Raw genomic sequence first — 13,469 nt, 5'->3', positions numbered from 1 at the left:
GTTGTTTGGGGTAGATTTCATGGATGCCATATTTATTCAAATATTGAATGGTCTGGATAAGGGGGCGGCGTATGCCCTGATTGCACTTGGCCTGACATTGGTGTTTGGGACGTTGGGAATTGTGAACTTTGCTCATGGAGCCTTGTTCATGCTCGGGGCGTTTTGCGCTGTTACCTTTCAGAAACTTGTCACCATATCAGTTAAGGTTCGGGATGAGGGGGTAACTGCATTCGTTGCCTATAAGGAACAACCCTATCTCGAAACATGGTTTGGCGACACGGGCCGGATTATCATTGATTATTCTGTGCCACTCTCAATTCTGTTGGCCATTCCGTTTATGCTGCTGGTCGGCTATGTCATGGAACGAGGCTTGATCAAGCATTTCTACAAACGCCCCCATGCAGAGCAGATTTTGGTCACCTTCGGCCTTGCGATCGTTATTCAGGAAATTATCAAGGCGTATTTCGGGGCTAACCCGATACCGCAGCCCGCACCGGAAATCCTGGCGGGTAGCGCGAATGTTGGGGCTTGGGTCGGGCTTGGCAACAATCTTGTCTATCCATGGTGGCGCCTTATCTACCTTTGTTTTTCCGGATTAATTATATTTTCCGTGTTCGCCTTTTTGCAATTTACGACTTACGGCATGGTCGTGCGCGCAGGTATGCGTGATCGGGAGACTGTTGGGCTTCTCGGTATTAATATCGAGCGGCGCTTCACTATTGTGTTTGCCATTGCGGCTGTCGTTGCGGGTGTTGCGGGCGTGATGTATACGCCGATCCTGCCGCCTGATTACCATCTCGGTATGGATTTTCTGGTGCTTTCCTTCGTTGTTGTTGTTGTGGGTGGCATGGGGTCTCTTGGTGGCGCGGTGCTCGCCGGGTTCCTGTTGGGGATTGTACAATCTTTCGCCTCGATGAATGAAGTTAAGGAGATATTCCCTGGGATCGACCAGATTATTCTATATCTCGTCGCCGTTGTAATTTTGCTGGTCTTACCACGCGGTCTTATGGGCCGGGCTGGAGTGATGGATGACTAATACCAAGAAGCCGCTTCTTAATGATGCGTTTGTCGTAATCATTTTTGCCGCCGCCATCTTGGCGATGCCGATCTGGCTTGATCCGATTGGCGGCAATTATCCGGATCTGCTGCAGAAATTTGCTATTTATGGAATTTTTGCCATTGGATTTAACATCCTTTTTGGCTTGACCGGCTATCTATCTTTCGGTCACGCAGCATTTCTCGGTGTTGGTTCATATGCCGCCGTATGGTCGTTCAAGCTGTTGACCATGAATGTCCTTCCGGCAGTGGTTTTCGGGGTTTTGTTTGCAGGGATACTTGCTGCAATCATCGGCTTTCTGAGTTTGCGCCGGACGGGGATTTACTTCTCGATCCTTACGCTGGCCTTTGCGCAGATGTCCTACAACCTCGCTTATTCGGTGCTCACGCCGATAACAAACGGGGAAACAGGATTGCAATTGGCCCGTTCCGATCCACGCATCCTTGATAGTCTGTTCTCAGATGGTTCGGTAGGAGCGGGACTTCCGAGTACGGATCTCTTCGGTGAAACGATGAGTGGCTATCCCGGCTTTTATTTCTGCGCCGTTCTGCTGATTATCTGTTTTTATATTTCCTTGCGTATTTTCCGGTCTCCTTTCGGATTGATGCTGAAAGGGATCAAGTCTAACCAGAACCGGATGAAATATACGGGATTAAACACGCGGCCCTATATGCTGACGGCGTTTATCATTTCCGGCATGTATGCCGGATTGGCAGGTAGCCTGCTCGCAGTAACTGATCCACTGGCCGGTGCGGAGAGAATGCAGTGGACAGCTTCGGGCGAAGTTGTCCTGATGACCATCCTTGGCGGTGCCGGAACACTTGTCGGACCGATGCTCGGTGCGGGTTTGATAAAGTATTTTGAAAATATCTTTTCCTCCTTCGATGATAATGTGCTGACGCAGGCCTTCTCCTTCCTTCCTGACAGCGTTGTTGAGTTTGTGGTGCCGGTCGTCGGCCTTTTCGTTGGCAGTGGTTGGCATCTGACATTGGGATTATTGTTTATGATCATTGTGATTTTCCTGCCCGGCGGGCTGGTGGAAGGTTTCCGCCGTATCGTCAATTATTTCAGGTCTGGCGGGAAAACGAAGCCGCAGTCCGTAGAAGCGCATAATCAGGCTGGCGAGTAAAAGGGTAAATCATGGGCGATCTCGTTCTTCATCTGGAAAATATCAATAAAAGCTTTGGCGGACTTAGTGCGCTTTCTGATGTCAATTTGCATGTGGAGGAAGGGACGACGCATGCCATTATTGGCCCGAATGGCGCGGGAAAATCGACGCTACTGAATGTTTGTATAGGTCGATTAAAGCCCGATACCGGGGCTGTGACTTTCGGAGGCGAGGTTTTGACGGGCAAGCAGCCCCATGAAATCGCCCAACTTGGTGTTGCCCGGGTTTTTCAGACACCAGAGATTTTTCAGGAAATGACACTGATTGAGAATGTCATGATCCCGGCCCTTTCTCATCGCGATGGCGCGTTCCGGTTAAATGCCGCCGAATTATTGAGCCGGCAAGGGGAACTCCGTGATGAGGCGGAGCATATTCTAGAAGATGTGGGACTAAAAGACATGATGAGGACTGAAGCCGGAAGCCTCAGTCGCGGAGATAAACGTCGGCTGGAGCTTGGCATGTGTCTGATATTGCGGCCACGGCTTTTACTTCTCGACGAGCCGACTGCGGGCATGGCGCGCCATGATACAAACCAAACAATAGAACTTTTAAAGAAGATTAAGTCACGTGGCATGACAAAAGTCATTATCGAGCATGACATGCATGTTGTTTTTAGTCTGGCGGATAAGGTGAGTGTTCTGGCGAGGGGACAGATCATTGCTGGTGGCGATCCTCAGAGCGTACGCGAGGATCCGAAGGTCAAGGAAGCGTATTTGGGAGGGGCAAATTAATGTCTGAGACATCGGAAAAAATGCCCTATTTTAGTGTGAAAGATATCCATGCTTACTATGGCGAATCCTATATCGTGCAAGGTGTTTCCTTTGATGTTGAGGAAGGGGACATCGTCGCTTTGCTTGGCCGGAACGGTGCCGGAAAAACGTCCACTTTACGAGCGCTTGCCCGGGTTGACAGCCCGGCCTTGAAGCGGGGGGAGATCTATCTCAATGGTGAGGCAATTCACCCTCTCAAGGCCTATCAGGCCGCACGCGCCGGTATCCAGCTTGTGCCAGAAGATCGTCGTATCATTGGCGGGCTGACTGTAGAAGAGAATTTAGAGCTTTCGCAGGTGGCAGAACCTAAGGGATGGGAAATAGAGCGTATCTATGATCATTTCCCGCGGCTCGGTGAACGGCGAAATCAGGATGCGATAACGATGTCTGGTGGGGAGCAGCAAATGCTGGCCGTTGCGAGGGCGCTCGCGCGGGATGTGAAATTGTTGTTCCTAGATGAACCATATGAGGGCCTCGCCCCGGTTATTGTTCAGGAAATTGAGAAAATTCTGCTCGAAGTCAAAAAGCTGGGTATTACCACGATTATCGTCGAACAGAACGCAGTTGCGGCATTGCAGCTTGCTGACAAGGCGCTTATTCTGGATATGGGGCAGATTGCGTTTCGTGGAACGGCGCAGCAGGTTTTGGACGACCAAGAGTTACGGCATGAATATCTTGCGATCTGAACGAGAGAGTTTCAGAATTTTCTGACATTTAGGTTGTATTTAGGTGGAGACGACCGCATAAATATCCTGTCGATTACCGCCGATACTTTGACGTTGAAAAACTGTATGTTGGGTGAAAGGACTTAGAAGGATGTCAGCAAAGGATCTATATCCCGTACCTGAGGAACTTGCGAAAACAGCTTGGGCCGATAAAACGAGTTACCAGGCGATGTACCGCGCATCGGTTGAAGATCCCGATGCCTTCTGGGGTGAGCATGGAAAACGGATTGACTGGATCAAGCCGTATACAAAAGTAAAAGATGTCTCCTTTGCCAAGGACGACTTGCATATCAAATGGTTCTATGACGGGACGTTAAACGTCAGTTACAACTGTCTCGACCGTCATCTGGAAAAACGCGGCGACAGCCCTGCCATTATCTGGGAAGGGGACGATCCGAATGACGACAAGACCCTGACTTATCGCGAATTACATGCTGAGGTATGTAAATTCTCGAACGTGCTTAAGGCTCAGGGCATCAAGAAAGGGGATCGCGTTACGCTCTATATGCCGATGATCGTCGAGGCGGCGGTGGCGATGTTGGCCTGCACGCGCATAGGAGCGGTTCATTCCATTGTGTTTGGCGGGTTCTCTCCAGATGCGCTCGCAGGACGAATTCGGGATTGTAAATCAAATTGTGTGATTACTGCCGACGAAGGAGTTCGAGGGGGGCGTCCAATTCCCCTGAAAGCTAATACAGATGAAGCGCTGGCGGAATGTCCAGATTGCACAACCTGTATTGTTGTCAAGCGCACCGGCGGAGACGTTGAGTGGGTTGAAGGTCGGGATGTTTGGTATCACGAGGAAATGGACAAGGTTGATGCAGACTGCCCGCCTGCGGAAATGAACGCGGAAGATCCCTTGTTCATTCTGTACACCTCCGGTTCGACAGGCCAGCCAAAGGGTGTGCTACATACCACTGGCGGCTATATCGTTTACGCGGCGATGACCCATCGCTATGTATTTGACTATCATGATGGCGACATTTACTGGTGTACGGCGGATGTCGGCTGGGTAACGGGACATAGTTATATCGTTTACGGGCCGCTTGCCAATGGTGCGACGACCTTGATGTTCGAGGGTGTGCCGAACTATCCTACGGTCTCGCGTTTTTGGGAAGTATGCGACAAGCATAAGGTCAATATTTTTTATACGGCACCAACGGCGATCCGTGCGCTGATGCGCGACGGAGATGAGCCAGTCAAGAAAACCTCACGGAAGTCGCTTCGTCTGTTGGGATCAGTAGGGGAGCCTATCAACCCGGAAGCTTGGCGTTGGTATAATGACGTTGTCGGCGAGGGGAGATGCCCGATTGTTGATACCTGGTGGCAGACGGAAACGGGGGGCATTTTGATCTCGCCTCTGCCGGGGGCAACCGATTTGAAACCGGGGTCTGCAACACTTCCGTTCTTTGGCGTAGAACCGGTTATGGTCGATAACGACGGTGTTGTTCTGAAGGGGGCCTGTGAAGGCATGCTCTGTATCAAGGATAGTTGGCCCGGCCAGATGCGAACAGTATACGGTGACCATGAGCGGTTTATTCAGACCTACTTCTCTCATTTTGATGGCCTCTATTTTACAGGCGATGGCGCGAGGCGGGATGAAGATGGATACTATTGGATCACCGGACGCGTTGACGATGTGATCAATGTATCCGGCCACAGAATGGGAACCGCGGAGGTGGAAAGCGCTCTTGTGGCACACGAGCTTGTCGCAGAAGCCGCAGTCGTAGGGTATCCGCATGATATCAAAGGGCAGGGGATATATGCCTATGTTACCTTGACGGCGGGTGTCGCACCGTCGGAGGATTTGCGTTCTGAACTTGTCAAATGGGTTCGTCATGAAATTGGCCCTATCGCCACTCCGGATCTGATCCAATGGGCGCCAGGATTACCAAAAACCCGTTCAGGCAAGATTATGCGGCGTATCTTGCGTAAAGTGGCAGAGAATGACTACGGCAGCCTCGGCGATACATCGACATTGGCTGAACCCACGGTTGTTGAGGAATTGATTGATAATAGGATGAATAAGTAAGCGTCTGCTTGTCTGCAAGAATCCTGCAAGATTGACCGATGACAATATCCTAACAAATGGGGTATCTTTAACTAGCAGGAACCGAAGAATATCGGCTCCGATATGAGAGAGCTTCATCAGAAGCCGGAAAAAGTCGCGAGCCATCATAAATTCTCGGGAAAATCGAGGGAGCATACCGCAGCATGACGCATACAGTGCTTGTAGTGGAGGACGAGCCGAATATAGTTTTGTCCTTACAGTTTATCTTAAGGCAGGCGGGTTTCACCGTGCGGGTTGCACGCGATGGGGATCAGGCGTTGCGGGCAATAGAGGACTATGTGCCCGATCTGGTGATACTGGATATTATGTTGCCCAAGCAGGACGGATTTTCCGTATGCGAAGCCATTCGTGCCAACGCTGCCTGTGCCAATGTAAAAATAATCATGCTATCGGCGAAAAGCCGGGAAGCAGACAAAGAGCGAGCCATTGCGCTTGGCGCTGATGAGTTTGTTACAAAACCCTTCTCCACGCGCGCGTTGGGTAAAATGGTAAAGGAAATTGTCGCCCCTGCGAGTTCGTCATTGCACGCTAAGTAAGCGCTAACAGTGAATGTAGGCGATAAGACGGGTATAGCTGGATGATAAGAACAGGACGGAAAAAAGAATGGTCAATTCTTCTGTTTGTCGTCTGTTTTGTCAGTCTGATGCCGCCGGTTATTTCGCTCTTTGATATTCCGCTGCTTGTGTTCGACATTCCCCTCATCTTTCTGTTCATATTTGGGGTTTGGGCCTTTGCAATTGCAATGACAGCGGTGGGCGCTCGACGAGGTCCGGAGAAGTCCATTGGTCCCCCCGAGGCCGAAAGGGGCATCGCCAATGCAGCCGACTCTGTCCGAGGAAAGCAGTAATGTCAGGCGGGCTGGTACTGACTGTTTCCATTTTATATCTGGGCCTTTTGTTTGCCATCGCACAATTTGTCGATCTGCAATCCGCGAAGGGTCGTCAACTTACCAGAAATCCCTTTATCTATACGTTATCAATCGGTGTGTTTTGTACGTCCTGGACATTTTATGGCAGTGTTGGGCTGGCTGCCACACAAGGTCTTAATTTTCTGCCGATTTATCTTGGCCCCACACTGGTTTTTATTCTCTGGTCAATCGTCTGGGTTAAAATTATCCGCATTTGCAAAGTGCACCGGATCACGTCGATTGCGGACTTTATTGCCTCGCGATACGGCAAGCAGGCGCGGTTGGGCGGGCTCGTCACGATAATCGCGGTGGTCGGTACGATGCCGTATATTTCGTTGCAGCTTAAATCCATTGCAACCAGTTTCCGGATTCTTGTCAGCTCTTCTGAAACAGCCCTTTTGCATGCCCCGAATGAGCCTATTTTCTTCATCGATACGACTTTGATTGTGGCCATTGCGCTGGCACTATTCGCTATCCTTTTCGGAACGCGCCACATCGACGCGAGTGAGCATCATGAGGGATTGGTCGCGGCTATCGCCTTTGAATCGGTGGTGAAGCTGGTTACGTTTCTTGCCGTTGGGTTCTTCGTGACATTCGGACTTTACAACGGATTCGGCGATCTTTTTTCCACCGCCGCAGACAGTGGGCTGGATGCACTTTTTACCGTTTCCAGCGATAATGACTACAGCCTCTGGATGACAATGACGATCCTGTCCATGGCGGCCATCATTTGTCTGCCACGGCAGTTTTATATGACAGCAGTGGAAAACCCGGACGAGTCATTTTTGCGAAAGGCAACCTGGTTGTTTCCGCTCTATCTTCTGGTGATCAACATTTTTGTCTTGCCGATCGCGCTCGCGGGCCGCATGTCCTTTGGGGGAGCCTCTGCCGATGCGGATATGTTCATGCTGACAGTGCCGCTGTTTCATGATCAGGCTTTTTTGGCACTTATCGCCTTCATTGGTGGATTATCGGCAGCTACGTCAATGGTTATCGTTGCTTCCATTGCATTGGCGACCATGGTCTGTAACGATCTCATCATGCCGCTCCTGCTCCGTTGGCGCGGTCTGAATATCAACAAGAATGACGACCTGACCGGGCTGCTGCTCACAATTCGACGGGTGAGTATTCTTCTGATCCTGATCCTAGGGTATGTTTATTATCTCATCGCGAGCGAGTCATATTCCCTTGTGACCATTGGTCTTGTCTCTTTTGCGGCGGCAGCGCAATTCACCCCGGCCATTATTGGCGGAATTTTCTGGAAAGGGGCATCGTATCGAGGGGCAATGACGGGCTTAGCGCTAGGCTTCATCGTCTGGCTTTATACTTTACTTCTCCCGTCGTTTGCTCAATCTGGATGGCTACCAATCAGCTTTATCGAAAATGGGCCTTATGGCGCGACACTTCTCAAACCCTATGCGCTGTTCGGTATGGACGGGTTTGATCGCCTCACGCACGCCCTGTTCTGGAGCATGCTGGCGAATATCGGTGCTTACTGGATCGTTTCGTTGCTTTCGCATCAGACCGCTATTGAGCGTATTCAGGGGACATTGTTTGTTGATGTATTCGGGCACACGGATGATGACCGTGATAGTCGGTACTGGCGCGGCTCCGCGACGGTTGCGGATTTGCAGCAGCTTGTGGGTCGGTTTGTGGGCGTACAACGAGCAGCGCAGGCTTTCTCTGATTTCGCTGCGGAACGAGATATAAACCTTCGTAAGATCCAATCGGCCGATGCGGCCCTGCTCGACTTTGCCGAGAAGATGTTGGCGGGCGCTATTGGATCTGCAACCGCGCGGGTGATGGTAGGATCCGTGGTCAAGGGGGAGATTGTCGGCCTTGAAGAGGTGTACCGTATTCTCGATGAAACCAGTCAGGTAATTGAGTACAGCCATCGGCTGGAACAAAAATCTGCCGAGCTCGAACAGGCAACAGCTCAGCTTCGCAATGCCAATGAGCGGCTGAAAGAACTGGATTCCCTGAAGGATCATTTCCTTTCTATGGTCAGCCATGAGCTCCGTACACCATTGACATCACTTCGTGCTTTCGGGGAAATTCTGATCGATAACCCGGAGGTGTCACCTGAAGAACGGGAGCGCTTTTTGAATGTCATTATCAAGGAAAGCTCACGTCTGACCCGTCTCATCGATCAGCTTCTTGATCTTGCTCGCATGGAAGCGGGACAGATGGACTGGTCTCTGGATACAGTAGACATTGCGGCCACAATACGCGAGGCAATGGCAACGCTTGCCGGCCTTATCCAGGAAAATGAAGTCGAAGTGGAGGTGCGAATTCCGGAAAACCTGCCGATGGTGCGGGCGGACCGGGACCAGCTCATTCAGGTGGTTATCAATCTGGTGTCAAACGCCATCAAGTTCTGTGACAAGGAAAAGGGGCGTATTGATCTTACGGTTTCTGTACGAGATGACATGCTGGAAGTCAGCGTTGCAGACAATGGCAAAGGGATTCCTGTTGATATGATGGAGCTGATATTTGAAAAATTCCATCAGTCGATTGGTCGTGATGAAGATAAACCGCAAGGGTCCGGCCTCGGATTGGCAATCTGCCGCGAGATTGTGTCTTTTCTTGGTGGTCACATATGGGTTGCAAATAAGGAGAAGAGCGGGGCTATTTTTGCCTTTACTGTCCCACGCGCGGATCGACAGGATGTCAGACTTTCGGCTGAATAGAAGATATCAACTGAAAGCTCTGTAGATCATGATAAAGCCAATCAGCACGACCAGTCCCAGTACAAATTTCTTAAAAGTCTTTTGATCAATGAGGTGGCGCACCTTGGTTCCGACCCACATTCCCGCGAAGAGCGGACCCAGGCCGATCAAACTGTAAACTGCTTCCGTAGGTTTCAGAAAGTTCATGCTTTGCAGACTGAGTAGCAGGAAAATACTGCCGCCAAAAAGCATGACACTGACCGCCGCGACGAATTTTTCCTTATCCAGACCAAGAGCAATAAAGAAGAAGACGGGGAGTGTTCCGAACAGCGTTGTTATCCCTCCGATAATGCCAGCGGCAAGGCCAACTGTTGGGCCGGAAATTTTTTCATGTGAGCTGAGGAAGGAAAAGGAAACACCGAAATATTCCAATCCGGAAATAAGGATGAGAAAACTACCAACCGCGATGAGAAGATACTTCGTGTCTACAGTAGAGAGCATGAACACGCCGATCGGCAGCCCAATAAACAGCCCGAGTAGCAGTAGCCAGTGCCGGGCGATCGAGGACTTGATCTGACCGGAAATGACCATCTGAACAAAATTAGTGATAACCATCGGTAAGGTCATTATGGCAACTGCGGAGGGAAGGTTCATAAAAAAGACGATGATGGGGACCGCGATTGTCGGCAGGCCGAAGGCAGAGATACCTTTAACAACACCGCCTAGCGCAAAGGCAATACATACCACGAGCAAATGGAAAAGATTGAAATCCGGAAGATATTGAGTGATCATGGCAAGGGCCGCATTCAGAACAAAAAATCCAGTCAGGGTGGAAATCGACCCTGACAGTCTCAGAAAACTATGGACCATAAAAACACATCGCCGCCAACCACTTTATTTAGTTGATGGCGATATAATATCTAACTCGGAGAAAAAATCTTGAAAGCTTGGGTAATTAGTGGAGAGGGCGGTATCGACGGCCTGCAGATGATCGAGCGGGATATCCCAAAGCCCGATCCCGGAGAAATTCTGGTGCGCCTGAAGGCAAATTCCATCAACTACCGCGATCTGTCCACTATAAAGAATGCTGGTGCACGCGGCATCACGGGAGAGCGAATTCCGAATTCCGATGGTGCCGGTATTGTTGAGGAGGTCGGATCGGGTGTGACAGCCTTTAAAACAGGTGATCGCGTTGTTGGCACCTTTTTCCAGAACTGGCTCAGCGGCGGAATTCATGACGATGTTATGCCGAGTGCACTGGGCGGTCCTATCGACGGGCTGCTGTGCGAATATGCTCTGTTGAAGGAAACAGGCGCACTCCCCATTCCGGAGCATCTTTCCTTTGAAGAGGCGGCAACACTGCCTTGCGCGGGCCTTACCGCATGGCATTGCCTAATAGACGGCGGCAAGGCGCAGGCCGGGCAGACGGCTTTATTGCTGGGCACGGGTGGCGTGTCAATTTTTGCACAACAGATTGCCAAAGCCTCCGGCATCCGGACGATCCTGACTTCCAGCAGTGATGATAAACTGGCACGTGCCAAGACGCTTGGTGCTGACGTGCTGATTAACTATCGGGATCATCCGAATTGGGAAGAGAAAGTGATGGAGGCGACCGACGGTCAAGGCGTTGATCTTGTGGTCGAGGTTGGTGGCGCTGGAACATTGGAAAAATCAATTGCTTCCGTTCGGGTTGGCGGGCGGATTTCGCTTGTGGGTATCCTCACAGGTGGCCAGATGGATCCGACGTCCATCATGCGAAAATCTATCACGCTTCAGGGGATTTATGTCGGCCCGCGAGATATGTTTGCGCGAATGAATGCGGCCCTTCAGCAAAGTAAAATTCATCCTGTCATCGATGCGACCGTTGACTTCACAGATGCGAAAGAGGCTTACAGGATGATGGAAAAGGCCGGCCATTTTGGCAAGATTGTTGTCACTATTTAAGTGCGCATAGAACGTAACAGGAGAAAATTATGAAATTAGTTAGATATGGCGAATTTGGTGCGGAAAAGCCCGGAATTATTGACGAACAGGGGAACATAAGGGATCTGACCGGCATTGTTCCGGATATTTCAGGAGATGTCCTCTCAGATGAAGGGCTTGCTAAATTGAAAGCTTTGGATTTTGGTGCCCTACCAAATGTAGAGGGAGAGCCGCGAATTGGTGCTTGCGTTGGAAATATAGGAAAGTTCGCTTGTATCGGACTTAACTATTCTGACCACGCCGCGGAAGCGGGACAGCCAGTCCCAAGTGAGCCCATTCTCTTTATGAAGGCAACATCGGCCGTTTGCGGGCCGAATGATGATGTGGAAATCCCTCGTGCCTCAAAGAAAACGGACTGGGAGGTTGAGCTTGCAGTCGTCATCGGCAAGCGTGCTAAATATGTGACGGAGGAGGAAGCCCTCGACCATGTCGCCGGTTATTGTGTGGCCAATGATGTGTCCGAGCGGGAGTTTCAGTCCGAGCGTGGTGGCAATTGGACCAAGGGCAAGAGCCACGATACTTTCGGCCCTCTCGGTCCGTGGTTGGTGACGCGCGACGAAGTTCCGGACCCGCAGGCGCTTAACCTCTGGCTCGACGTGGATGGGGTTCGGCAGCAAGATGGCACGACGGCAACCATGATATTTGGTGTCGCCAAGATTATTTCCTATCTCAGTCAATTTATGACTCTGAATGTTGGGGACGTCATTTCCACCGGCACGCCTCCTGGTGTTGGCATGGGAAAGAAGCCAAGTCCTGTATTCCTCAAACCCGGACAGGAAATGAAGCTGGGTGTAGAAGGCCTTGGCGTACAGCAGCAGAAAACCGTTCAAGCATAAATAATTTAGACCCAGGAAAAGGAACGCATGTCGTGAAACCCGTTCATCAACCCGAAAGTCTTGGCTTTGAACCCAAGCGTCTTGAGTATATTACCGACTGGATGAATAGATATGTCGACGGCGGAAAGCTCGCGGGGGCGCAAACGCTAATCGCCCGAAGCGGCAAAATCGCTTATTCGAAATCTGTTGGTCAAGCAGATCGAGAAAATAATAATCCATGGACTGACGATACCATGGCGCGGTTCTATTCCATGACCAAGCCGATCACATCTGTTGCCTTGATGATGCTGTATGAAAAGGGATTGTTTCATCTGGATGATCCGCTGGAGGAATTTATTCCGGCCTTCAAGGACATGCAGGTTCTCAGGCCTCAGGCCCGCAGTATTGACGATACCGAGCCGGCAACCAGTAAAATCACGGTGCATAACCTGCTGACCCACATGTCTGGTATGACTTACGGGTTTAATGAAGGTGTTCTCGGCAAATATTATAATGCCAATAAGATGGATTTCGGAACGACGCGGGGTAGCCTGGAAGGCCAAATCCAGCAACTGTCGGAGATGCCGCTGCAATTCAATCCGGGTAGCCGCTGGAACTATGGCGTATCGACTGATGTTGTCGGTCGACTGGTTGAGATTATTTCAGGTCAGGATCTCAAATCATATTTTCATGAGCATATTTTCAAACCGCTTGGAATGGTGGACACCGATTTCGGGATACCGGAAGAGAAAATAGATCGTTACGCTACCGCATATGGTGCGGATGATACCGGTGCTATGACGGTGCTGGATTCCGCGGCGAAAAGCGCGTTTCGAATGGAGAAAGTCGCCTGCTATTCCGGCGGTGGCGGACTGATTTCAACGGCGTCCGATTACCTTAAGTTCGCGGAGATGCTACGTTGCAAGGGTGCCTATGAGGGTGGCCAGCTTTTGGGACCACGTACTGTCGATTTCATGATGGAAAATCATCTGGATGGCGACCTTGCTCAATATGGTCAGGCGGTTTTCTCCGAGGTGTCATTCGTGGGGGTCGGTTTTGGACTCGGTGGATGGGTCATGATAGATCCGGCGCTGTCACAGATGATGGGCTCTCCCGGTGATTTTGGATGGGGCGGTATGGCAAGCACAGTATTCTGGGTTGATCCGATAGAGGACATGACTGTTGTTTTCCTGACCCAATTCATTCCGAGCAGCCATTATCCATTACGGAAGGAACTGCGCGCGCTGGTTTATCAAGCAATAATGGATTGATGGTGGGGTGTCGTAAAACTGACATGAAATAGC

General features: G+C 50.7%; 12 protein-coding genes. 11 read left to right on the top strand and 1 reads right to left on the bottom strand.

Annotated elements, in window-relative coordinates:
* Positions 1-19: 19 nt before the first annotated feature.
* From AC0L73_RS05875 to AC0L73_RS05840, 8 genes are all read left to right on the top strand, one after another.
* On the top strand, positions 20-1,036 hold the full coding sequence (locus AC0L73_RS05875; RefSeq protein ID WP_227949376.1) for a branched-chain amino acid ABC transporter permease: 1,017 nt from the start codon (positions 20-22) through the stop codon (positions 1,034-1,036).
* Positions 1,029-2,186, top strand: coding sequence for a branched-chain amino acid ABC transporter permease (locus tag AC0L73_RS05870; RefSeq protein WP_227949378.1), 1,158 nt, complete (start codon positions 1,029-1,031; stop codon positions 2,184-2,186). Before AC0L73_RS05875 ends, AC0L73_RS05870 begins: the two co-directional genes overlap by 8 nt.
* A gap of 11 nt (positions 2,187-2,197) precedes the next feature.
* Positions 2,198-2,956 carry an ABC transporter ATP-binding protein gene (locus AC0L73_RS05865; RefSeq protein ID WP_227949380.1) on the top strand — a complete coding sequence of 253 codons (759 nt, stop codon included), beginning with the start codon at positions 2,198-2,200 and terminating at the stop codon, positions 2,954-2,956.
* Positions 2,956-3,681, top strand: a complete 726-nt coding sequence (locus AC0L73_RS05860; protein WP_227949382.1) for an ABC transporter ATP-binding protein — start codon at positions 2,956-2,958, stop codon at positions 3,679-3,681. The genes AC0L73_RS05865 and AC0L73_RS05860 overlap by 1 nt, the downstream gene beginning before the upstream one ends.
* 130 nt (positions 3,682-3,811) lie before the next feature.
* Complete coding sequence (acs, locus tag AC0L73_RS05855; RefSeq protein WP_227949384.1) at positions 3,812-5,752, top strand: acetate--CoA ligase; 1,941 nt, start codon at positions 3,812-3,814, stop codon at positions 5,750-5,752.
* A 182-nt stretch (positions 5,753-5,934) separates the two neighbouring features.
* Positions 5,935-6,327 carry a response regulator transcription factor gene (locus tag AC0L73_RS05850; protein WP_227949387.1) on the top strand — a complete coding sequence of 131 codons (393 nt, stop codon included), beginning with the start codon at positions 5,935-5,937 and terminating at the stop codon, positions 6,325-6,327.
* Positions 6,328-6,368: 41 nt separating this feature from the next.
* A complete protein-coding gene (locus AC0L73_RS05845) occupies positions 6,369-6,638 on the top strand; it encodes a hypothetical protein (RefSeq protein WP_473655106.1) in 270 nt (89 codons plus the stop codon).
* Complete coding sequence (locus tag AC0L73_RS05840) at positions 6,638-9,388, top strand: sensor histidine kinase (RefSeq protein ID WP_227949389.1); 2,751 nt, start codon at positions 6,638-6,640, stop codon at positions 9,386-9,388. Before AC0L73_RS05845 ends, AC0L73_RS05840 begins: the two co-directional genes overlap by 1 nt.
* Before the next feature lie 6 nt (positions 9,389-9,394).
* Here AC0L73_RS05840 and AC0L73_RS05835 read toward each other — a convergent pair whose 3' ends face one another.
* Positions 9,395-10,237, bottom strand: a complete 843-nt coding sequence (locus tag AC0L73_RS05835; protein ID WP_473655105.1) for a sulfite exporter TauE/SafE family protein — start codon at positions 10,235-10,237, stop codon at positions 9,395-9,397.
* 69 nt (positions 10,238-10,306) lie between these two features.
* Here AC0L73_RS05835 and AC0L73_RS05830 point away from each other — a divergent pair, with 69 nt between their 5' ends.
* Genes AC0L73_RS05830 through AC0L73_RS05820 form a run of 3 tightly spaced genes read left to right on the top strand, consistent with a single transcriptional unit; the run spans position 10,307 to position 13,436 of the window.
* The gene (locus tag AC0L73_RS05830) at positions 10,307-11,311 is read left to right on the top strand and encodes a zinc-dependent alcohol dehydrogenase family protein (RefSeq protein ID WP_227949393.1); all 1,005 of its coding nucleotides are present in this window, start codon (positions 10,307-10,309) and stop codon (positions 11,309-11,311) included.
* A 29-nt stretch (positions 11,312-11,340) separates the two neighbouring features.
* Positions 11,341-12,186, top strand: a complete 846-nt coding sequence (locus AC0L73_RS05825; RefSeq protein WP_473655104.1) for a fumarylacetoacetate hydrolase family protein — start codon at positions 11,341-11,343, stop codon at positions 12,184-12,186.
* A gap of 32 nt (positions 12,187-12,218) precedes the next feature.
* Positions 12,219-13,436, top strand: a complete 1,218-nt coding sequence (locus tag AC0L73_RS05820) for a serine hydrolase domain-containing protein (protein ID WP_227949398.1) — start codon at positions 12,219-12,221, stop codon at positions 13,434-13,436.
* Positions 13,437-13,469 lie beyond the last annotated feature (33 nt).

It is taken from the genome of Sneathiella sp. D3-11 (assembly GCF_055809395.1).
The sequence above is the reverse complement of the archived record's forward strand: the minus strand, read 5'-3'. Positions and strand labels throughout refer to the sequence as shown.